The sequence below is a fragment of the Poseidonocella pacifica genome (assembly GCF_900111875.1).
GTDB lineage: Bacteria > Pseudomonadota > Alphaproteobacteria > Rhodobacterales > Rhodobacteraceae > Poseidonocella > Poseidonocella pacifica.
Genome location: NZ_FOJU01000008.1, coordinates 52,655 through 74,815, shown reverse-complemented (window position 1 = coordinate 74,815; position 22,161 = coordinate 52,655). Strand labels below are relative to the sequence as shown.

At 58.9% G+C, this 22,161-nt stretch carries 22 protein-coding genes and 1 pseudogene; 21 read left to right on the top strand and 2 right to left on the bottom strand.

Features of this window, described 5'->3' with window-relative positions; translation table 11 throughout:
* The 3 genes and pseudogenes from BM234_RS17375 to BM234_RS16755 form a co-directional block, all read left to right on the top strand.
* Positions 1-103, top strand: a pseudogene (locus BM234_RS17375) (IS5/IS1182 family transposase); the annotation flags it as partial.
* Between the two features lie 80 nt (positions 104-183).
* The gene (locus BM234_RS16765; RefSeq protein WP_092066932.1) at positions 184-2,169 is read left to right on the top strand and encodes an AAA domain-containing protein; all 1,986 of its coding nucleotides are present in this window, start codon (positions 184-186) and stop codon (positions 2,167-2,169) included.
* Positions 2,170-3,017: 848 nt separating this feature from the next.
* A complete protein-coding gene (locus tag BM234_RS16755; protein ID WP_092066930.1) occupies positions 3,018-3,518 on the top strand; it encodes a VPLPA-CTERM sorting domain-containing protein in 501 nt (166 codons plus the stop codon).
* Positions 3,519-3,858: 340 nt separating this feature from the next.
* On the opposite strand, the gene BM234_RS16750 is transcribed toward BM234_RS16755, so the two are convergent.
* Positions 3,859-4,791 (bottom strand): LysR family transcriptional regulator, encoded by a 933-nt coding sequence (locus BM234_RS16750; RefSeq protein WP_245752735.1) that lies wholly within the window; start codon positions 4,789-4,791, stop codon positions 3,859-3,861.
* A gap of 68 nt (positions 4,792-4,859) precedes the next feature.
* Between BM234_RS16750 and BM234_RS16745 the strand changes: the two genes are divergently transcribed.
* The 4 genes from BM234_RS16745 to BM234_RS16735 all read left to right on the top strand — a co-directional run bounded on the left by BM234_RS16745 (position 4,860) and on the right by BM234_RS16735 (position 6,886).
* Positions 4,860-5,150 carry a putative quinol monooxygenase gene (locus tag BM234_RS16745; RefSeq protein WP_092066929.1) on the top strand — a complete coding sequence of 97 codons (291 nt, stop codon included), beginning with the start codon at positions 4,860-4,862 and terminating at the stop codon, positions 5,148-5,150.
* Positions 5,151-5,187: 37 nt separating this feature from the next.
* Positions 5,188-5,358, top strand: coding sequence for a hypothetical protein (locus BM234_RS17530; protein WP_175501309.1), 171 nt, complete (start codon positions 5,188-5,190; stop codon positions 5,356-5,358).
* Between the two features lie 132 nt (positions 5,359-5,490).
* Complete coding sequence (locus BM234_RS16740; protein WP_092066928.1) at positions 5,491-6,504, top strand: zinc-binding alcohol dehydrogenase family protein; 1,014 nt, start codon at positions 5,491-5,493, stop codon at positions 6,502-6,504.
* A 1-nt stretch (position 6,505) separates the two neighbouring features.
* Positions 6,506-6,886 carry a VOC family protein gene (locus BM234_RS16735; protein WP_092066927.1) on the top strand — a complete coding sequence of 127 codons (381 nt, stop codon included), beginning with the start codon at positions 6,506-6,508 and terminating at the stop codon, positions 6,884-6,886.
* Between the two features lie 375 nt (positions 6,887-7,261).
* On the opposite strand, the gene BM234_RS16730 is transcribed toward BM234_RS16735, so the two are convergent.
* On the bottom strand, positions 7,262-8,338 hold the full coding sequence (locus BM234_RS16730) for an ABC transporter ATP-binding protein (protein WP_092066926.1): 1,077 nt from the start codon (positions 8,336-8,338) through the stop codon (positions 7,262-7,264).
* 130 nt (positions 8,339-8,468) lie between these two features.
* Here BM234_RS16730 and BM234_RS16725 point away from each other — a divergent pair, with 130 nt between their 5' ends.
* The 14 genes from BM234_RS16725 to BM234_RS16660 all read left to right on the top strand — a co-directional run bounded on the left by BM234_RS16725 (position 8,469) and on the right by BM234_RS16660 (position 22,125).
* Positions 8,469-9,164, top strand: a complete 696-nt coding sequence (locus BM234_RS16725; RefSeq protein ID WP_092066925.1) for a GntR family transcriptional regulator — start codon at positions 8,469-8,471, stop codon at positions 9,162-9,164.
* The gene (locus BM234_RS16720) at positions 9,161-10,069 is read left to right on the top strand and encodes an alpha/beta hydrolase (RefSeq protein WP_092066924.1); all 909 of its coding nucleotides are present in this window, start codon (positions 9,161-9,163) and stop codon (positions 10,067-10,069) included. Before BM234_RS16725 ends, BM234_RS16720 begins: the two co-directional genes overlap by 4 nt.
* A gap of 33 nt (positions 10,070-10,102) precedes the next feature.
* Entirely contained in the window at positions 10,103-11,320 is a 1,218-nt protein-coding gene (locus BM234_RS16715) for an ABC transporter substrate-binding protein (protein ID WP_092066923.1), read from the top strand.
* Between the two features lie 96 nt (positions 11,321-11,416).
* The gene (locus BM234_RS16710) at positions 11,417-12,352 is read left to right on the top strand and encodes a carbohydrate ABC transporter permease (RefSeq protein WP_092066922.1); all 936 of its coding nucleotides are present in this window, start codon (positions 11,417-11,419) and stop codon (positions 12,350-12,352) included.
* A complete protein-coding gene (locus BM234_RS16705) occupies positions 12,352-13,185 on the top strand; it encodes a carbohydrate ABC transporter permease (protein ID WP_092066921.1) in 834 nt (277 codons plus the stop codon). The genes BM234_RS16710 and BM234_RS16705 overlap by 1 nt, the downstream gene beginning before the upstream one ends.
* A 28-nt stretch (positions 13,186-13,213) precedes the next feature.
* Positions 13,214-14,101 (top strand): sugar phosphate isomerase/epimerase family protein, encoded by an 888-nt coding sequence (locus BM234_RS16700; protein WP_092066920.1) that lies wholly within the window; start codon positions 13,214-13,216, stop codon positions 14,099-14,101.
* The gene (locus BM234_RS16695) at positions 14,098-15,096 is read left to right on the top strand and encodes a Gfo/Idh/MocA family protein (RefSeq protein ID WP_092066919.1); all 999 of its coding nucleotides are present in this window, start codon (positions 14,098-14,100) and stop codon (positions 15,094-15,096) included. The genes BM234_RS16700 and BM234_RS16695 overlap by 4 nt, the downstream gene beginning before the upstream one ends.
* 525 nt (positions 15,097-15,621) lie before the next feature.
* On the top strand, positions 15,622-16,776 hold the full coding sequence (locus BM234_RS16690; RefSeq protein WP_092066918.1) for a transporter substrate-binding domain-containing protein: 1,155 nt from the start codon (positions 15,622-15,624) through the stop codon (positions 16,774-16,776).
* Positions 16,773-17,441: an ANTAR domain-containing response regulator gene (locus tag BM234_RS16685; protein ID WP_092066917.1), complete on the top strand. Its 669-nt coding sequence runs from the start codon at positions 16,773-16,775 to the stop codon at positions 17,439-17,441. Before BM234_RS16690 ends, BM234_RS16685 begins: the two co-directional genes overlap by 4 nt.
* A complete protein-coding gene (locus BM234_RS16680; protein WP_092066916.1) occupies positions 17,438-18,679 on the top strand; it encodes an urea ABC transporter substrate-binding protein in 1,242 nt (413 codons plus the stop codon). Before BM234_RS16685 ends, BM234_RS16680 begins: the two co-directional genes overlap by 4 nt.
* A gap of 75 nt (positions 18,680-18,754) precedes the next feature.
* Positions 18,755-19,627 (top strand): ABC transporter permease subunit, encoded by an 873-nt coding sequence (locus tag BM234_RS16675; protein WP_092066915.1) that lies wholly within the window; start codon positions 18,755-18,757, stop codon positions 19,625-19,627.
* Positions 19,624-20,703 (top strand): ABC transporter permease subunit, encoded by a 1,080-nt coding sequence (locus BM234_RS16670; RefSeq protein WP_092066914.1) that lies wholly within the window; start codon positions 19,624-19,626, stop codon positions 20,701-20,703. Before BM234_RS16675 ends, BM234_RS16670 begins: the two co-directional genes overlap by 4 nt.
* Positions 20,700-21,419: an ABC transporter ATP-binding protein gene (locus tag BM234_RS16665; RefSeq protein WP_092066913.1), complete on the top strand. Its 720-nt coding sequence runs from the start codon at positions 20,700-20,702 to the stop codon at positions 21,417-21,419. The genes BM234_RS16670 and BM234_RS16665 overlap by 4 nt, the downstream gene beginning before the upstream one ends.
* Positions 21,412-22,125 (top strand): ABC transporter ATP-binding protein, encoded by a 714-nt coding sequence (locus BM234_RS16660; protein WP_092066912.1) that lies wholly within the window; start codon positions 21,412-21,414, stop codon positions 22,123-22,125. Before BM234_RS16665 ends, BM234_RS16660 begins: the two co-directional genes overlap by 8 nt.
* Positions 22,126-22,161: the final 36 nt, after the last annotated feature.

Genomic DNA, 22,161 nt, shown 5'->3' with positions numbered 1-22,161 from the left:
CGCGAGAGACCCAGACCGCCAAACCGCCGAGATCCACGTCCGCATTGCATTAATGAACCGCTTCAATGCCCTCGGCTCTGCCGAGATCATTCGCGGGGCATAACGCCAGCGGGGTAAGGGGAAGTCGCGCCTCACGCGTGAGTTCTGCAACAATGCCATCTCCATGTCGCAAAAGAGTCTGTGTTGCTGGGCTTTTTTTCGTTTATTCCTTCTGTCGCCTGCAAGCGCCTCGCTGCAGCCCGCACAGTTTTTCGTGAGGCTGGCTTCGGTGATTTGGGAGACCAACTGTCTAGTGTATCCGCAGCCGGAACCAGTATCCGAGATAGAAAGTCCGATGCGAAGACCAAAGCAGAAATCGCTTCAAATTCGATGAACCGCGCGATGTCCCTCATCGATGAGGCAAAGACTGCTGAGGAGCGATACCAGTCGGCTGTGACGGCGCTTTCTGCAGATTTCGCCGCTTCTGATCTCAACGGCGTTGATACCTTTGCCGATTGCCACATCCGCTTTCCGCTGTTTCTGCTTGCCACGCATTATTGGGAAGGGCGATGGCTCCTCGAGATGGAGAAGGTGTTGCCTGATATCGATAAGGAGCAGAAACGTAGCGGTAGAAAAGCAGTCATCCCGCGCTGGCACCGCCGCATGATGCTCATGCCCTGCGCCGTTGCCACTTTCGCCACCCTTCCCGGCAAGATGACCTGTCGGGCAAAACGCGGCAATACCTTTGTTGATGACTATCTCTATGACTTCATTGACTTACTGATCATTGACGAGGCAGGTCAGGTTCTTCCGGAGATCGCAGCCCCCTCGCTTGCATTGGCGAAACAGGCCCTGGTCGTTGGGGACACCCGTCAGATAGAACCGATTTCGAACATCGCGAAGCCGATCGATCTTGGAAACCTAAGAAAGTTTGGTGTCATCTCGGGAGAGACGGACAAAACCTCTTCGATAAATATTCTGTCGTCTAGTTTTTCGTCCCATTCCGGCAGCGTTATGGCCTGTGCTCAGAACGCCTGTCGCTACCAACCGTACCCGGATCTTGATCGGGGCCTGTACCTGTTCGAGCATCGGCGCTGCTTCGACGAAATCATCGAGTTCAGCAACGTTCTTTGCTACCGCGGGCATTTGCAGCCCAAACGTGGACCGGCCAAAGACATCGATCTTCCTCCCATGGGATACCTTCACATCGACGGGGCGGCCCATTCCGCAGGCGGCAGCCGCTTCAACCCAACGGAGGCGCAAACCATCGCCAGGTGGCTCGCTGCCCACCGCGAGAGCCTCGAAAACCGCTATCGACAAAATCTTGAGAGCATTCTTGCCATTGTCACCCCCTTCGGAAAACAAGCGCAAGAGTTGCGGCAGGCCTGTGGCGCTGTTGGCATTCGCGTCAACGGCGCGGGCGCCATGACCATCGGGACGGTTCACTCGCTTCAAGGAGCTGAGCGGCCCATCGTCTTGTTTTCACCTGCCTATGCCAAGGGGATGGACGGTTCGTTTATCGACAGTTCCACTTCGATGCTGAACGTGGCGGTATCACGTGCAAAGGACAACTTTCTCGTCTTTGGTGACATGGATCTATTTTCGAGGGCGCCGTATGGCAGCCCGAGAAAGGTACTGAATGAGTTGCTAGTTGCGCGGCCTGAAAATGCTCTTGAGTTTGACGTTCAACCCCGGGAAGACCTCAAAAAGAAAGCGGCTGAGGTGAAGATGCTCCGCGATGCCGATGATCATGACGTTTTCCTGCGTGACATCCTCGCATCCGCACAGAAGACCATCGAAATTGTCAGCCCGTGGACCATCAAAAGTACAATGGAGAAGAATGGATTCTTGTCGCTGATGCGGGACGCCGCTTCGCGTGGCGTCAGGATTGATGTGTACGCGGATCCGCTCCTCAACGACAGGATCAATGACGACGGCGTCAGCCAATACGACGAGGCGGAAACCGCTCTCAGTGCAATAGGTGTCAATCTCCACCCTGTCAGCCAACTCCACAGCAAGATCGTCACTGCCGATCAGGATGTGTTCTGCATCGGTTCATTCAATTGGTTGAGTGCGGATCGTGTCGGCAGATATGCACGCCACGAGACTTCGCTTGTTTACAGTGGCGACGAAATGACCAGCGAGATTGAGCGGTTCCGTGAGAATCTTGGGCTGCGCAGCCCCCAGTAGACGTTCAGACACCCTACCGATGGGCCCCTCCCTGCCCTGAATGCATGAGGGTTGCCCTGCCAGGCAATTTCTCCCTCTCTGTAGATATGAAGCCACCCCAACTTGTGGACGGCCATCGACGCGATACGAGATCTGCGGCCGCGCGGATCATCAGCATTTGGGGGCACTACGTGTGCTTGTTCATGTGCAGTCTACTCAACACCGACAGGTGGGAGACAGCTTCGAAGCCGGAAATTCACGATACGCTGACCGTCGTGTGATCCAATTATACGGGGCTGATGCCGCTGACGCCATTCCGAGTTACTGGAAGTAGGTGGGCTGTTTCCGCACCGTCCGGAGAAGGCCAACAGCTTTCTGCACAGCAGGATTGCTCATCTGCTGAAGCGCAAAATGACACGCCCGACAAAGGCGTGAAGCGCCTCTATAGCAGCTTGGAATAGCAAGAGGACCATGGCATTGACCGCGGGGGCTTGTCCCCAAGGTCGGGTGGCATCCGGGAAAGTTGGCCCGCGCGTTGACCTTTCTGCCATCAACCTGCCGCTGGCGCATTGGATCGCGGAAGTCGGGGCTTTGGCCGCGCACCGGTTGGCCGTGTCGTGCAAACTTTCGTCCAGCAGACTTGCTTGGAGCATAAAATAGCGGCAGAAGGAAAAACTGTTCCACTTAAGATAATTTTGATTCAAGAAAGGAACGTCTTACCCACCGAAACGAGTTGAATAGTAGTCTGAGGCAACCAATTCGGATCGCAAAGTGGGAGGTGAACATTCAGCGGCCCGAATTCGATTCTTACCCCAAGGTTTTTGTAAACGCGCTTGGGCCACTCAGTTTAAAATTCATGGAGATGCGACATGTTTTTGAGATCAACTTTTATTGGCGCCGCTTTGGCCTTGCTGACCGCCCTGCCCGCCGCTGCGACCGTCGTTCCAGTCAATGGCGGCTGGGTCAGGTTCAATTTTGGCGACGTTGGGTCCAGTTTTTCCGGCGAACCTTTCACGTTTACGCTCGCCCAATCGGGGAAGCTGAAAGTAACGGACGCATTTCTCGACGGTGATCGGTTCGAGATCTTCAATTTTGGAACGTCGCTCGGGTTCACATCTGTACCGGACTATGACGAAGTGGACGTCGGCCGCGATTTTGATGCCGCATTTGCGGAACCGCGGTGGAGTTCGGGCACGTGGGCTCTCGGCGCGGGCAGCTACTCGATTACGGGCCTCGTCACGCTTAGCCCCTATGAACATGGCGCCGCCGCCCTGATGGTCAGCACGGTGCCGGTTCCAGCAGCTCTTCCGCTTCTCGTAGCCGCACTCGGCGGTCTGGGCTTCACCGCTCGCCGTTGCAAGGCCGCTTGACGCATCACTCTCCATCCGAGGAATTTCGCGGGCGGCCTCGGTCGCCCGTTCTCGTTTACAGGCTTGGAACACAATCCGGTGCTAGTGTGGAAAGCACTGAAACCCTCGAATGACCCGCCTACTGAAGCCGCAGCGCCAACTTCTTGCATGTGCGGTTGCTCTGGACCGGAAATTTCGTTTGTCACGAAGGGCATTAAACGAAGGCTGGCTTCCACCTTGAGGCCGGCGCAAGCGTAGCGACGGGGCGGACGCGAAGTTCCAAAATGCTGGCTGGATTCGACGAAGACTGCAGGGGGTCCGTGTAGGTTGTTGCGCAAGCATCGCTGAGGCCACGACCCAGTCAACCTTCTCGTTTTGCTCCCATTGCCGAACTCAGTGCCTCAGCAAGCGCACGGACACGTCGAGGCTGCGCCCGACCGGGCGGGAACATCATCTGGAGTGGATTGGGTGGTGATGCGAAACATTCCAACAGCGCGACAAGTCTTCCGGCATGCAGGTCCGATGCAACATCAAGCTCTGACTTCAAAATAACTCCATGCCCCTCAAGTGCCCACTGTCGAACCAAGGACCCGTCGTTGACAATCTTGTTGCCGCGAACGGTCACGGTTTGCGGTTTCTTATCGACTTCGAACCGCCAGACATTGTCCAATGTAGCGCCGAACCGCATGATCAAGCAGTTATGCTGCGTCAACTCAGCGGGGATCTGCGGCGCTCCGTGGGCCGCAATGTATGACGGGGCCGCGCAAACAATCCGACGAAATTGGCCAAGGTTGCGTGTCCGAAGGGTGCTGTCCGTGACGGCACCAAAGCGCAGGGCCAGATCAAAGCCCTGACCAACGATATCGACATAGCCGTCCGACAAAACCAGTTCGATTGAGATCTCCGGGTGTTCTTCCGTGAAGGAAGATATCACCGGCGACACGATGCTTCGGCCGATATCAATCGGCGCGCTGATCCTGATCGGGCCGGATAGCGTTTCAGCCCCATGCCGGATGCGCGCATCAAGCTCTTGGATCTCTCCCAACACAATCTTGGCCCCGTTCAAAAGCGTGCGGCCCTCATCTGTCAGGCTTAAAGAGCGCGTCGTACGGTTGAACAGGACCACGCCGTAGTGCGCCTCGAGCGCGGCCAGACGTTCCGAAACCGTGGTGGCCGAAAGCCCGACCTCTCGCCCGGCTGCGACAAGGCTGCCCTTCTCGTTGATTGTCAGAAACAGGCGGATGTTGTCGATCAGCATTACACGGATTTTCCGGATTATCATTTCGAATGACATCCATTTATCCCGATATTCCTGCGCTGTATATGTCGGTCACAAGAACAGACATTCAAAGGAAATACCCGATGCCCAAGCTTACCATTGTCGCCAACATCCACGCCAACGCTGACAAGATCGAACTGGTCAAAGCCGAACTGCTGAAGCTTTTGCCGATCACTCGTGCCGAAGAAGGCTGCATCAGCTACGACTTGCATCAGGACAATGAAAACCCGGCACATTTCACCTTCTTCGAAAACTGGGAAAGCCGTGAGCTGTGGCAGACGCATATGAATGCGCCCCATCTGGCCGCCTACATGGCCGCAACCGACGGCGCCGTCGCCGAATTCACGCTGAACGAGATGACCAACATAGGCTGAGCCCTTCCCAAACCACGCGAGTTTCGGAGACCGAGCTATGACAACGATTCAAGCTGAGCGAAGCGATAGTGACGCGGCGCAGGCCAATGACACTATACGCCCCCTTCAGCAGCTTTCGCCCTATGATCTGGCCGGGATCCGCAACCGTGGTTCGGCGGCTTCCGCTGTCGATATGGCCGGATGGCTACGACGCTTGTTCCTCAAGTAGCCATCCAGCGGAGCGAACCAAAGATCTGTGTCGCTGCCTTCCTTGCCCCGTGGCATCAGACAGCCAATCACCGACCAACCAACGCGCGCCGCCTGTGCAGGCCGCAGCGCGACATCCATTCGGAGTACAAACATGAAAGCCATCGGCTACACCACAAACGGCGCCATTGATCGCGCCGATGCCCTGATCGACCTTGAGGTCGACAGACCAACGGCGACCGGCCACGATATTCTGGTCAAGGTTGCGGCCGTGTCGGTCAACCCTGTCGATACAAAGGTTCGCCAGAACCGTCCCGCAGAGGGCGACACGCCTGTGATTCTTGGTTGGGACGCCGTAGGTGAGGTTGTCGAGGTCGGAGGCGAGGTCAGCCAGTTCAAGACCGGCGATAAGGTCTGGTACGCAGGCGCGATCAACCGAACGGGCACAAACGCCGAGTATCACCTCGTTGATGCGCGCATCGTTGGCCACGCCCCGAAATCCATTGACACTTCGGCCGCTGCAGCATTGCCACTCACGACCTTGACGGCGCAGGAAATGATCTTTGACCGCCTCAAGGTCGCTGATCCGGTGCCGGGTGCCGCCAATGCCATCGTTATTATCGGTGGGGCTGGCGGCGTGGGCTCCATCGCGATCCAGCTTCTGCGCGAGCAAACCGATTTGACGATCATTGCCACGGCATCACGTCCTGAAACCCAAGACTGGGTGAAGGAACTGGGCGCACATCACGTTGTGGATCACTCCAAGCCACTGCCGCAACAGATCGCAGCCCTGAATATCGGCGCGCCTGCCTTTGTGTTCTCGACCAACTACTCTGAGACCTACGTGCCGCAGATCGCCGAGTTCATTGCACCGCAAGGCCGCTTTGGCCTGATCGACGATCCCAAGGGTTTCGACATCATGCCGTTCAAAGGCAAGGCCGTGTCGATCCACTGGGAATTGATGTTCACCCGTTCGATGTTCACCACCGCCGATATCGCGCGTCAGGGTGAAATTCTGGATGCTGTGGCCGGTCTGATCGACGCGGGAAAGATCCGGTCGACCGCGACAGAAAGCTTTGGCATGATCAATGCCGAAAACCTCAAGCGTGCCCATGCCCTGATTGAAAGCGGCAAGGCCAAGGGCAAAATCGTTCTGGAAGGATTCTGAAATGCAGGTGCGCAGGCTTGATCACGTCAACATTCAAACCACCCAACTTGAAACGATGGTGATTTGGTACAACGACATCATAGGCTTGCGCACTGGTCCCCGCCCGGATTTCCCATTTCCGGGTGCGTGGCTTTATGCAGAGGACTACGCTGTGATCCACTTGGTCGGGCACGATGGTGATCCGGCAGTCGGCTCTGAAGAAAAACTGAAACTTGAACATTTTGCGCTGAGCGCGACAGGGAGAGCGGAGTTCGAGGCAAGGTTGCGCGATGAGGCCATTCCCCATCAGCGATTTGTTCTGGACGAAATAGGGATCGTCCAGTTCCACGTGCGCGATCCCGATGGCAACCACATTCACATCGATTTCGCATTACAGGAATGACAGTCGAAAGGCGTACGAAGAGTTTTGAGCTTTCCGGGGTATACCCCCCCCTTGAGGCAAAGGCACGCAATGCGCACCGCTTGCATCACAGACAACGCGCCGCAAAGTCAGACCGACCGGCGATGCCAAGCTCTCTCTTGATTTACGCGACCTTTGGCTTCGAAAGCCTTACGACGAATGCTTTAGCGTGATTGCGATCAAGGCACTGTTTAGCAGCGCTTTGTGAAGCCTGAAATTCGATTTGGCGATGCCAGCCGGACTTTGCTCGCCAGCGCTCGCGCGCTTCAGCAACCCCATCCGAAGGGCCTATGGTGTGACCCCCTACCCTTGCACCAAGATGCCGCCGGGTGGAGGTCACGTGGATAGCCCCTCTTGCTAGACCTCCGCCAAACGTTGGCCGCTTTCACTATCGAAAAAGTGTAGGTTGGCCGGGTCAAACCCCAGCGGGATGGGTGTATTGGGACGAAGGGTCACTTTCGGATCAAGCCGCGCCGTCAGTTCCTGCCCCTCAAAATTGCAGATCGCCATCGTGTCGGAGCCAAGCGGTTCGAACACCTCCACCATCGGGTGAAGCAGGCTCTTCTCAGGATCCGTCCTCTCCAGATGTTCAGGCCTGATGCCAAGATCGATGCGCGTGCCATCAGACGCCGCGATCTCGCCGAGATCGAGAGCGGTTCCACCGATCCGAAGGCGTGGCGCACCACCAGAGCGGTCAACTATCCCGCCAAAAACATTCATTTGGGGGGAGCCGATGAATTCACCGACGAACCGACAATTGGGTTTTTCGTACAGCTCTATCGGCGGCCCTTCCTGCACGATATGTCCACCGCGCAGCACGACCACCCGATCGGCCAAGGTCATCGCTTCGGTCTGGTCGTGGGTCACATAGACCGTGGTAGTCCCCAGCATCGCGTGCAACCGCTTGATCTGGGTACGCATTTCCACCCGGAGCTTGGCATCAAGGTTGGACAAAGGTTCGTCAAAGAGGAAAACAGAAGGCTCTCGCACGATGGCACGGCCCATGGCCACGCGCTGCCGCTGACCGCCGGAAAGCTGGCCAGGCCGCCTGTCCAGATACGGCTCGATTTGAAGAATTCGTGCGGTTTCCGCCACGCGAAGCGCGATATCCTTGGCTTTCCAGCCCCGCATTTTCAAACCGAAGCCGATATTGTCGGCGTTCGTCATATGCGGATAAAGCGCGTAATCTTGAAATACCATCGCGACGTCGCGCCCGCGGGGTTCGACATCGTTCACGACCCTTCCACCGATCCGCAAAGTACCACCTGAAATCGTCTCAAGACCGGCAATCATCCGCAGCATCGTAGATTTGCCGCAACCCGACGGCCCGACAAAAGCGACGAATTCACCGTCTCTCACATGCAGATCGACGCCGTGAATCGCACGCACAGATCCGTAATTCTTGACGATTTTCTCTAGCTCGATCTCCGCCATGGTTTCCTCCTCCGGGCAACATGGGTGAATCTGAAATTCGATGTTGCATTATCGATAATGACAGTGTTATCGATAATGCAACATCGGAACAAGCTGGAAATTTGGCGAAAATTGAAGGGCGACGGAGGAAATGGCAGTCGAAAGCTTCACGCAACCTGACACGGATCTGGTGCCGCGCCAGTCGAGCCGTCGCAGTCACACCGTCTATGTCGCGTTGCAAAAGCAGATTGTGCTGGGCGCACTCGAACCCGACGCAGTCTTGCTGGAGCTTGACCTTGCACAACGCTTTCAGTGCAGCCAGGGAACCGTCCGCGAGGCGCTGATGCAGCTTGCCGAAGAGGGCCTCGTGATCCGATTGCCCCACCGCGGAACCCATGTTGCTCCGTGCAAAACGGCTGATGCGCGTGCATTGATCGGGATCCGCCTGCACATTGAATGCGATTATCTGGACCGCGTGATTGAAAACGCCGACAGGGATTTGCTGGCGGACCTTCATGACAGACTGAATGCCATGCGCAACGCGGCTCGTGACGGAGACGAATACTTGCTCTCTCTGCATGACCGCGCGTTTCATGCCCGACTTTTTTCATCTGCCGATCTGCCGGTCGTGGCTCCCATTCTGGCGCGGTGCCTGATCCACAACCACCGCTTCAAGATCCTGAATTCAAAGCCGAACCGCGAACTTGAAGAGACCGCCGAGCGCCATGTGCCGATCATCCAGTCGCTTGAACAGGGCGATTTGGACGGTCTCACGAAACTGCTCGGCCATCACATTTCGACAATCGTCGATTTCGGGCCCGACCTCACCACCGCGAGGTCCAAATGAGCGAAGCCACGGCGAACATGAAACGCTTGCTCGACCGACTTGCGGCCGAAGATGAGGGGCTCGCTGATCCAACAACCCTCACGCCCGAGGCAGGACGGGCCTTGGCGACCCTGACCAACATGCGTTGGAACGCCGATCTGCCTGATGTGGCAGAGGCACGTACTGTCATGATCGCCGATCTGCCTGCGCGTTACGTTGTCCCGCACAATGACGCGGGAACCGACGCGATCTTGCATGTGCATGGCGGCGGTTTTGCATTTTGCTCGGCCGCGACACATGAGGGCGCGGCCCGGCGCCTCGCGATCGCATGCCGTGCGCCGGTCCTTACGATCGACTACCGCCTTGCCCCCGAACAGCCCTATCCCGCCGGATTGGATGACCTCCAGGACGCATGGAATGCCCGCGCCCCGGAGCGTCGATGGAGCGTCGCGGGCGACAGCGCCGGTGCAAATCTGGCGCTCTGCGCGATGTTGCGCTTGATCAACGAAGGCGCGGAACTGCCAGCGCAGGCGCTGCTGTTTTACGGCGTATACGATGCGAATTTCGACACACCGTCCTACCTGACCTATGCCGAGGGGCCGGGCCTCACTCGTGCCAAGATGCAAAGATACTGGGATTGGTACGCCCCCGCCGGCGCGCGGAATGTGGAAACCGTCGCGCCCCTTCGGGCCAGCGATGCGCAGCTTCGAGCTTTGCCACCCCTCTATCTGAATGCCGCAGGCCTCGACCCCCTCCGCTCGGAGTCCGAGATGCTGGCGGCGCGCCTACACGCCCTGAGCCGGACGGATCCATTTGATCTGATCGACGGCGTCGTACACGGCTTCATGCAGATGGGAAGTTTCCTGCCCGAAGCCCGGCACGCATTCGACAAGGCAGGCGAGATATTCACGACACGGGCCGCATGAGGAAAGCGGCAAATTCTGGGAGGAGACAAAAACATGACCATTTATAAAACCTTGGGGCTCGCTTGCAGCGCTCTGGCTTTCAGTGCGGCCATTGCTTCGGCTGACAGTACGGTGCGCTTCTGGTACCATTTCGACAATGCCGACAACCCGATGGATGAACTCGTCGCGAACTTCGAGGCGGCGAACCCCGGCATCACCGTCGAGGCCGAAAACATCCCGTGGAACAGCTATTACGACAACCTCTATACCGCAGTCATCGGCGGCAACGCGCCCGATGCGGCGATGGTCAAAATGTTCGCGCAGCCCCGCCTGATCGGCATGGGCGCGCTTGAACCCATCGGCGAGCGGATCGACGCATGGGACGGCAAAGCCGACCTGTTGGACAACCTGCTCGATCTGACCAAAGCCGAAGACGGCAAGAGCTATTACCTGCCGGTGCAATATGTGGTTCTCTACCTCTATTACCGACCGGACATGTTCGCTGAACTCGGCCTCGATGTGCCTGCGACCTGCGAAGACTTCCGCAACGTTGCCCAGCAACTGACCCGTGATACCGATGGCGATGGCCAGACTGACATCTATGGCTTCGGCTTTCGCGGCGGCAAGGGTGGTCACGACCACTGGGGCAGCTTCACGCTGGGCCGTGAAGGCGTGAACCTTGTCGGCGGAATGGAGAACGACAGCGCCGCCGAGGGCACGCAATTTGTGGTCGACCTGTTTCAGGAAGACAAGGTTTTCCCACCGTCCGCGCCCAACGATGGATTTCAGGAAACCATCGGTGGCTTCAAGGCTGGCAAGACCGCAATGACCATCCACCACATCGGTTCGGCCAATGGCATGGTCGAAGCGCTTGGCGACAATGTGGATGCGGCGCCGGTTCCCAGCTGCGGCGGAGGTCAATGGACTGCCTATGGCGACGAAAGCACCGCCGTCCTTTCTTCAGCCGAGGACAAGGATGCTGCATGGAAATGGATCTCTTTCCTCTCGGAGTCAGGCAACAACGCCAAGTTCAACGAAGCCACGGGCCAGCTTCCGGTAACAAAATCCGACAGTGACGGCTGGACGTTGCACCCCAAGCGGTTTGTCGACGCGACCGTCAACTCTTTGCCTTTCGCACATCTTCTGCCGAACACGCCCGAGACCTCGGACTTCGTGAACACTGTCTGGCCCGTTTCGATGCAGCGCGCCCTAACCGGTGACATCACTGCCGAAGAGATGAACGCCGAGATCGCAAAGCTTTTCGGCAACTGATCCGAACCCTTCCCAATGGGGCGGCGGCACCCCGCCGCCCCAGTCACCTCAGAATTCAGCCACGCGACGGGATCGCCCGACGTGAAAAGGTGAGTCATGCCTGCGCAAGACCGTAACCCAACGAACCGACCCGGCCCGAAAGAAGGGCTGACCGGCACCCGGCTAGGCCGCAGCGTGCTTCCCTATGCGATGCTCTCGCCTGCCGTAATTGTCACCCTCGCCATCGTGTTTCTGCCGATGCTCCAGACCGCCTGGATGAGCCTGCACGACTACGTGCTGTTCCGCCCGAACGATTTCACATTCGTCGGGCTCGACAACTTCATCGCGGCCCTTCAGGACGAGGTTTTCTGGATCTCGCTCAAGCACACGGTCATATGGATTGGCGTCACCATCCCCGCGCAACTTTTGCTGGGTCTGGTGACTGCCCTTCTGCTCAACCAGAACTTCCCGTGGCGTCCCGTTGCCCGCGCATTGATCATCATCCCTTGGGCGCTTCCCTCGGTCGTGATTGCCCTGATGTGGGTCTGGATCTACGACAGCAACTACGGCGTGATGAATGACTTCATGCTGCGCCTTGGATTGATCGAACAGGCGATGCCGTGGCTCGCCAACCCGAAGACCGCACTCGGCGCGATCATTCTCACACTCACGTGGCAGGGCTTTCCGTTCTTCGCCGTGATGATCCTTGCCGGTCTACAGTCCATCCCGCGCAGCTATTACGAGGCCGCCTCCATTGACGGGGCGAGCACATGGCGGCAGTTTTGGCACATCACCCTGCCCGGCATCTCGGGTGTGCTCGTGACCTCGGTGCTTCTGCGAACGATTTGGGTGGCCAACTCCTTCGACGTCATCTTCGTCATGACGGGCGGCGGCCCGGGGTATTCCACCTACACCCTGCCACTCTACGCTTTCGTCAAGGCACGCACCAACCTCGACTTCGGCTATGGCTCGGCGCTGGCGGTGCTGTTCACAATCCTCTTGATGGGTGTCGTCATGGTCTATCTGCGGCGGACCGGAAAGGCAGTGCAATAATGGCTTTGCGCAAACTCCCGCTCGGGCGGCGGCTTCTGACTGTCGATCTCCCAATGGCGTTGATCCTAGTCTTCACGCTTGGTCCCTATCTGTGGATGTTCATCACGTCGGTGACTGATGAATCCAAGCTCTTCACCGAAGGCCCGTCGATCATCGGTGCGACCATCGACAACTACACCCGCCTGTTCCGAACGGTCGGCTTCGGGGACAACCTGCTCGATAGTCTGATCGTATCCTGCGGGACGGTGATCGTCGGTCTCTCGCTCAGCATAACGGCGGCCTATTCCTTCTCGCGCTTTTCGTTTCGCGGAAAGAAGATCCTGATGCTGCAATTTCTGCTGATCAACATGTTCCCACTGGTGCTGCTGATCCTGCCGCTTTTTGTGCTGATGCGGGTGCTTGGGCTGCTCGACACGCATCTGGCGCTGATCATTGCCAATTCGACGGTCGCGATCCCGTTCTCGATTTGGATGATGGTCAGCTATATGAACGGCATCCCCAAATCGCTGGACGAAGCCGCAATGACCGACGGCTGCACCCGTCTTGGCGCACTGCGCCGCGTGGTCCTGCCGCTCTGCGGTCCCGGCATCGTTGCGACCGGGATCTACATCTTCATCACCTCCTGGAATGAATATCTCTACGCGCTGACCCTCGGCGGTCGCAACGTGCGCACCATCACCGTCGCGGTGCAGACTCTCATCGGTGAATACGAGGTCCAATGGGGTCTGATGACCGCCGGTGGCATCGTCGGTGCCATGCCCGCGACGGTGCTGTTCCTGCTGGTACAAAAACGCCTGATTTCCGGCCTGACCCAAGGTGCGGTCAAGGGCTGATCCACAAGACACGAGAAAGGACAACGATTTGGACAATCCGATCGGTATCATCTCCATGCAGTTCATCCGGCCCTTCATCGGCAAGGATCTGCACTACTTTCAGAAGGCCGCCGATCTGGGGTTTGACTTCGTCGAGCTTCTGGTGCCCGAGCCCGAGGATAATCTCGACCCCGCCGAAACACGCCGCGCAGCAGAAGACGCGGGCCTCTCGTTGGTGCTGGCGGCGCGCGTGAACACGCAGCGATCCATCGCGTCAGAGGACGCAAGCGCGCGGCAGGGTGGCATCGACTACCTGAAACATTGTGTAGATGCCGCCGATGCCATCGGTGCGCGCATTATCGGTGGCCCGCTCTACGGAGAACCCATGGTCTTTGCCGGGCGTCCACCCATGCCGCGAAGCGATGATGACATCGCAGCACGCGCTGAACGTACCGTAAGCGGACTGGCCGAGGTGGCCCCCCTCGCGGCAGCTGCCGGCAAGGTCTTCGGGCTTGAACCGCTGAACCGTTTCGAGACCGACATTATCTCGACCACGCGGCAAGCTATCGAGGTCGTCGACGAGGTGAATAATCCGGGGCTGGGTGTCATGCTCGATACGTTCCACATGAACATGGAGGAACGCTCCATACCTGATGCAATCCGTGCGACCGGCGACCGGCTGGTACATTTTCAGGCCAACGAAAACCACCGCGGCCATGCCGGCACCGGACACATCGACTGGACAGCCGTCATGCGCGCGCTGCACCAGATCGACTACAAGGGACCAATATCGCTGGAGCCTTTCCGCCGCGACGATGACCGGGTGGCCCTTCCCATCGCGCATTGGCGGGCGCCACACGAAGATGAAAGCGCGAAACTCCGCGCGGGGCTTGGTGTGATCCGCTCGGCGCTCGCTCTGGCGGAGGTGGCACAATGACCCTCAACATCGGATGGATTGGCTGCGGACGCCATGCGCGCCAGATGCTTTTGCCGCAACTCGGCCGCAATGACATTCGTATCGCCGCGCTCTGCGACCGGGATGAGGCCGCGATGTCGGCTGTCGCCCGCGAATATGGCGTGACCTCGCTTCACAGCAATTTCCAGGATCTCGTGGAAACTTCCGGCCTGGATGCCATCGGCATGGCCGTCGGGCCGGAGCTTCACCGCGCGGCCTCTATTGCCGCGTTAGCGAAGGGACTGCCGGTATTTATGGAGAAGCCCCCTGCGGCGGATGCCGCAGGGGCGCGCGAGGTGGCGGATGCAGCTCGCAAAGCGGGAAAGCCTGTCGTCGTCGGTTTCATGAAACGCTATTCCACCGGCAACAAGATCGCCAAGAACGTGCTTGGCGGTGGGGACTTCGGCCAAATCCTCGGCGTCACCGGCAGCTACATGACCGCCCCGACATACTTCGAGGGAGAGCCCGACTACACCGGCTTCTATTTGCACCACTGCGTTCACTACATGGACCTGATCCCTTGGTTCACGGGTGACGATTTCGCGGACATGACGGTGCGCAAGATCAGCCCCGCGCCGGGCAAAATCCTGTTCCACCTCGGGTTTACAGGATCGAACGGTACCATTGGCAATATTGTGATGGGCACAACGCAATCGCGCGGCACACCGATGGAAGAGATCCGCATCATGGGCGACCACACGCGCCTTGAAGTCGACAACATCATCAACGTGAAACTATTTCGCGACCCGCCCTTCAAGGCGGATGATGCGGAAGCAACGCTAGACGGCTCCGCCGATACACTGAGTTGGACGCCAAACTTCACCGCAGCCGCCAATGAGGACCACAAGGGCTACAACGCGCTGATCGCCGACGCGGCTGCGGTTCTGCGGGGCGAGGCCCGCGATGTTCCGGACATCGAAGACGGTGTACGCGCAATGGAGCGGCTTGAACGCATGATCGAATTGATTGAGGGCTGAAACGAACGCCAGTCTACCTGCAACCCAAAGATGGCCCCTTTGGCGTACAAGTAGCTGGCCCGATACGGTGTCGCCCACACACAGTGGAGCCGTCTCGGGCCAGTTGTACGCAGGGGCCAATCTCGCATTTCAAAGCGCCAGCTCTCGTCGCCGGTTTCGACGCTGTCAGCGGTGTGGGCAATACCCCCGCCCGCCGCTTGGACATACCCAACTGACAACGAAAGCTTTTTGTCGTCATTTGGTCACCTCCCCCACAATGGCATCCGCTACAGGGGTTGCTTTCAGAGACGCGAGGCTTGAGGCAACAGCACAAATTATGTGCAGACGCGTTGGCGAGATCCGAAGAGATAAGTTAATTTTCTTGCCAAACGATCCACCTGCTCTCTAAGCTAACGGTCATGCGGCTAAGGGCTCAATGAAGAGACCGCCGTAGTTTTACCATCACATTTCCGCATTGCGCGGACCGGCAACAGGGCCTCTGCAGCGAAATCCGCTGGCGGAGGCTTATTTTTTTGGTGAACGACGATGCGACGTCAAGAACTCTCAGTTGGCCTGCTATTTTCACAAAGTGGGTCCTATCAGGCAGTCAGCGTGGCGATGCACGCGGGCGCCAGGCTCGCGATTGACGAGATCAACGCCACGCCGGACGCGAGCGTAACGATAAACCCGGTATCCATCGACCCTGCCGGACAGCTCACGGGCTATATCGATGGCGCGCGCACGCTGTTGCAGGACCACGGCCTGAGTCACGTCATCGGGTGCTACACATCCTCCAGCCGCAAAGAAGTCCTGCCACTGTTCGAAAAATTCGATGCATTGCTCTGGTACCCGTCCCACTACGAGGGCTTCGAGACTTCGGAAAATATCGTCTACAGCGGCGCAGCACCAAGCCAGCACATCGTTCCGCTGACACGTCATCTGCTGAGAAATTTCGGGTCTCGGGGATGGATGGTCGGATCGAACTATATCTGGGCCTGGGAGAACAACAGAATCTTGCGCGAAGCGATCAACGCAGCAGGCGGGTCGGTCGTTGGCGAGCGGTATTTCCCAGTTGGGGAAACAGATCTTGCCGATGTCGTCAGACAGATCGTGGCGGATCGGCCGGATTTCGTGTTCACGACACTGATCGGTCAGTCTGGCTTCGTCTTTCTGAACATGCTGTGTGCAGCGGCCAAGGCTGCTGGGATCGACCTGCCCCGAGAGATGCCCGCCGCAAGCTGTAGCCTGTCCGAGGCCGAACTCCCCCTGCTGGGCGAGTCTGCGGCAGGGCATCTGTCCTCCTCGGTCTATTTCTCGACAATCGCCTCGCCCGAAAACCGTCAGTTTTCCCAACTGTGGGCGGCGCGCTTTGCCCATCTGGGGCAACCCTCCGCGGATGCGGAATCCGCCTACGTGGCCGTCCACCTTCTGGCGCGGGCTGCGGCGCGCGCGGGCAGCGGCGATTTCGAGGCCGTCCGCGAAGCCGTCAGAGGCTTGACCTTCGAGGCCCCGCAAGGCCGCGTTACCGTGGATGCCGACAATTTGCATTGTTGGATGCGCCCACGCATCGGCCGATCACGTTCGGACGGAACCTTTGACATCCTGATGGAGCACCCCATCGCCGTCCGGCCCGACCCCTATCTGATCTGGGCCAGCGAGACCGAAGACAGCCAAAGCCTCGACATTCGGATGATACAATGAGCGGGGCGATGCTCAAGAATTTCCGCGGGCTGCGCGCTCTGGTCATCATGGCACCGGACTCGGGGCGTGACACGCTGGAGCGGACGCTGATCAAGCTGGGTCTTGAGGTCAGCATTTCGGACGTGCCGCCCTGTCTTGCCGACCCTCCCCCCGCGTTCGATGTGGTGTTTTTTGATGCCGATGATGGCGCAGACCTCGGTATGGATTCTCTGGCGATGCCTGACCTTCCCCTAATCGCCGTGATCGGAAGTGAGGCCCCCAGCCGTCTGGCCCGGGTAATCCGGCACCGCGCCGCAAGCCACATCCTGAAACCTGTCCGTAGTTCCGGCATCTTCACGGCCCTGCTTCTGGCCATGAACGAACACGCTGCCCGCGCGCGTCATCAGCAGGAATTGCTGGCACTGCGCCGCCGCCTGTCGGGCCGGCGTGTGGTGATGAAAGCTGTCGTGCAACTGATAACCGTCTGCGGCCTCTCCGAAGAGGACGCCTACCAATGGCTGCGACGCGAAGCGATGGAGCGCAGAATTCCGATGGAGGACATGGCGCGACATGCCCTCGGAGAAGGACCCGAGATGGGGCCGCAAGAAAAGTCGCGCATCAAGACCGGAATAACCGGCGGAAGACTCGACCAGACAGACCAAGCAACAGTGGAGAGAAACGAATGACACGCAACCGACCGACCCTCACCAATCTGATGGCCGGCGCCGCCTTGGCGCTTGTCGCAGGAGCACCCGCCTTTGCTCAGGACGGCCCCATAAAAATCGGGGTTCTCGAAGACCAATCCGGTGATTTCGCCGCCGCGACGACCGTCAAGGTCCATGCCATTGAACTTGCTGCCAAGGAAATCAACGACGCCGGGGGGATCAACGGACGCCCGGTTGAGCTTGTGATCTATGACACCCAATCCGACAACCGCCGCTATCAGGAATTCATGCGCCGGGTCATACAGTCCGACAAGGTGGACGTGGTCTTTGCAGGCTTCTCCTCGGCGTCGCGTGAAGCCTACCGGCCAATCGTCAACCAGTTCGATGGGCTCGCCTTCTACAACAACCAGTACGAAGGCGGTGTCTGCGACAACAACATGATCGTCACCGGCGCTGTGCCGGAACAGCAGTTCTCGACCCTGATCCCGTGGATGATGGAAGAGTACGGCCCCAACGTCTATACACTTGCCGCGGACTACAACTTTGGCCAGATCTCGGCCGAGTGGGTGCGCCAGATCGTCGAAGAGAACGGCGGCACCATGGTGGGCGAAGAATTCATCCCGCTGGGCGTGTCGCAATTCGGCCAGACGATCCAGAATATCCAGGCGACGGATGCGGACTTTGTCGTCACATTGCTCGTCGGAGCGGCGCAGGCATCCTATTACGAACAGGCGTCTTCGGCCAGTGTCGGCCTGCCGATGGCATCCTCGGTCAACGTTGGGCAAGGGTATGAGCACAAACGGTTTACCCCGCCAAGCCTCGCCGACATGTATGTCACCACGAACTACATCGAAGAGATCGACACGCCCGCATCCAAGGATTTCATCGAACGCTTCCACGCGATGTTCCCGGATGAGCCCTACATCAACCAAGAGGCCGCGAATTCATACATCGCAATTAACCTCTACAAGCAGATGGTTGAGCGCGCAGGTACAACTGATCACGATGCAGTCCGTGCGGTTCTGGCCGAAGGCGATGTCTGCTTTGACGGACCATCAGGCAATGTCTGCCTTGATCCCAAGAGTCAGCACATGTCCCACACAATCTACCTCGCCAAGGTCAATGACGACCATTCGATCAGCTTTCCCAAGGTTTGGAATGACATCGAGCCCTACTGGCTGGGTGACGCAGGCTGCGATCTGACCAAGAACGATCCGAGCGCGCAGTATACCCCCTCCTCACCGCCCCCGGCAGAGTGAGCGCCTGACCTGACATGCCGGGCGGGTCCCCCTGCCCGGCAACTCTGCATCTTACCCAAATAGGAGTCCGAAAGGATGGCCCTTTTCCAGAGCGTCTTTGCCATGCTCTATCAATTCGGAGACACCTTTGCCTTTCTGGTGATTTCCTGCGCCGGACTGGCGGTGATCTTTGGCATGATGGGGGTGATCAACCTCGCGCATGGGGAATTCATCATGTGCGGGGCCTATGTCACCGCCAGCGCGGCGCGTGCCGGTCTGCCACTGCCGCTCGCCATCCTGACCGGTGCCCTCGTCGCAGGAGCCGTGGGAATGGTGGTCGAACGGCTGGTGATCCGGCACCTCTATCACCGCCCGCTGGATTCAATCATCGCGACTTGGGGCATCAGCCTGATCGCCACCCAAGGCGTGCTGATCGTGCTGGGATCTACCATGCAGGGCGTCGGCACGCCGCTGGGCAGTATCGACGTCGGCGGCCGATCCTATTCGCTCTATCGTCTTGTGCTGATGGCTTGCGCGCTCGGGTTGCTGGGCGGGCTCTACATGCTGTTCTATCACAGCCGTTTCGGCGTGATTGCACGCGCGACGATCCAGAAACCGCAGATGGCCAACGCGCTGGGGGTCAACACCGGCCGCATGTACGGGCTGACCTTCGGTTTGGGCGCCGCTCTCGCGGGCCTCGCGGGCGGGCTGTATGCGCCGACCATGACGATGGTGCCCACGATGGGCGCGACTTTCATTGTCGAAAGCTTTGTGACCGTGGTGGTCGGTGGCGCTGACATCTTTGTGGGCGCCGCCCCGGCTGCCGCGATCCTTGCACTGATCAAGGCCGGCCTCACCGCATGGTACGGCCAACTCTTTGGCCAGATCGGCCTGCTGGTCACTGTCATTCTCGTCATCCGCATCTTGCCCGGAGGTCTTTCGGGCTGGCTCAAGGGAACCACCCGATGATCTCTTCCGAGACTGCACCGCGCAGCCGCACCCGCAGCCTTCTGGCCCGCCTTGAGGGGCCGCAGACCATGGGGCGCGGACCGGCGTTTTGGGTTGCGGCCACCGTCGCCGTGGCCGCCGCCGCCGCCTATCCGCTGATGGCCGATGCCTGGACCGTGGGCAATGCCGCCTATTTCCTGATCTGGACCTTCATGGCCATGGGGCTGGGCGTGGTCTGGGGCTATGCTGGCGCGCTCAGCTTTGGACAAACCGCGTTCTTTGGTCTCGCCGGTTATGCCTATGGCGTGATCACACTGAACCTGGGTGCTGCCTATGGGCTGACCCTTCTGGCGTTGGTTCTGGCGGTGGCGATCGGCGGGCTCTTCGCGCTGGTGATCGGCTATTTCATGTTCTACGGGCGCATTCAGGGCGTGTTCATCGGCATCGTCACCCTGTCGGTGACACTGGTGCTGGAAACCTTCATGGCGCAGACCGCCGGGCCGCAGTGGCGTATCGGCGAGGCGCGCCTGAACGGGTTCAACGGCATGTCCGGGATGCCGCCGCTGACCCTTCCATGGTTCGGTGGCGATATCGTCCTCTATCCCGGTCCGTCGCTCTATTACCTGCTGCTGGGGTTGGTCGTGATCTGTTACCTCGGGCTGCGCATCATGCTCAATTCGCCCTTTGGCAACGTGCTGGTGGCAATCCGGGAAAACCCGCACCGCGTCGGGATGCTTGGCTATGATGTGCGGCTCTATCAGATGCTGGCCTTTGGCATCGGGGGCGCCTTTGCCGCCCTGTCCGGCGCGCTCTATACCGCGTGGGGACAATATATCACCCCATCCAGCATGGGTCTGACGTCCGCCGCTCTGCCTATCGTTTGGGTCGCTGTCGGCGGACGGCGCGACATCACCGCGACACTGATTGGCACGCTGATCGTACTCGCAGGCTTTCAAACTCTCACGATCTACGGAAGCCAGTACGCGCTGGTCGTGATGGGCGCCCTGCTCCTCGTGACAGTTCTGGCCGCACCCGAAGGGCTGATCGTCGCTGCAATGACCCTGATGGGCCGAGTTTTCCGGGGGAGCAAGCGATGACCGAGATCCTTAGGGTTCAGGGCCTGCGCAAGGCGTTTGGTGGCGTGGTCGTTGCGAACGGCATCGACTTTTCGCTCTCTGCCGGGGCCATGCACTGCTTGATCGGACCAAACGGCGCGGGCAAGTCGAGCTTTTTCCGCCTCCTCCTAGGCGAACACGCGCCCGACGCCGGAACCATCACCTTTGACGGCAGCGACATTACTGCCCTGCGGTCATTCCAGCGCATCCGGCGAGGCATATCGGTCAAATTCCAGGTGCCGGGCATCTTCAAGGCCCTGTCCGTGCGCCAGAACCTCGAAGTTGCCTTTCAGGATCATCTGCATGGTCAGAGCCTTGGCGCGACAATCCGCGAGATGCTGGATTTCACGGATCTGCAATCCGAAGAGATGACCCCGGCCGGAATTCTGTCACATGGCCAGCAGCAGTGGCTGGAAATCGCCATGGCCGTCGGGGTGGAGCCCAAGCTGCTGCTGCTGGACGAACCGACCGCGGGCATGTCCCCCGATGAGACTCGCAAGACCGGCGAAATGCTTCATGATCTCAACGGACGCGGCATCACCATACTGGCCGTCGAACATGACATGGCTTTTGTCGAACAGATCGCGCGGCGGGTGACAGTGCTGCATTTTGGATCGATCTTTGCCGAAGGCACGATCGCCGAGGTCATCGATCATCCGGGCGTGCAGGAAATCTATTTGGGGACCGCCGATGTCTGAACAGCCGCTTCTGAAAATCTCCGGCCTCCGCTCCGGGTATGGCGGAGAAACCGTTCTGCAAGGGGTCGATCTGACCATCGCCCCTGGCGAGATCGTCGCCGTGGTGGGCCGAAATGGTGTTGGTAAAAGCACGCTGATGCGCACCCTGACCGGGCTGTTGAAGCCCAGCGCCGGAACGATCCATTTCAATGGTCGCGATGCGACTGCGGACGGCGCCGACACTCGCGCATGCAATGGCATCGGCTATATTCCACAAGGGCGCGAAGTCTTTCCCGAGCTTACGATCCGCGAAAACCTGATCGTGGGCGAAGTTGCCGGAAAGGGGCGCGTTACGCCGGATTATGAAACAGTCTACCGCTTCTTCCCCATCCTGAAAGAACGAAGCCGACAGCGCGCCGGCACGCTTTCAGGGGGCCAGCAGCAACAGCTTGCCATTGCGCGCGCGATGATCGGCAATCCGGCGCTGATGCTTCTGGACGAACCGTCCGAAGGTATCCAGCCGTCGATCATCAAGGACATCGCGCGCAACATGCGGTCTCTGAACACCGAAACCGGCGTTGCCGTACTGCTGGTTGAGCAGAACCTTGATCTGATCGTGTCGCTGGCCGACCGTGGCCACGTCATGGAAAAGGGCCGGATCGTCGCCGACCTTGGTCCTGAAGAAATCCGATCCCGCAGTGAAGTGCGCAAGTACCTGACCATCTGAAACCCGATGAAAATCAAGACCAGCAAAAGGAAAACG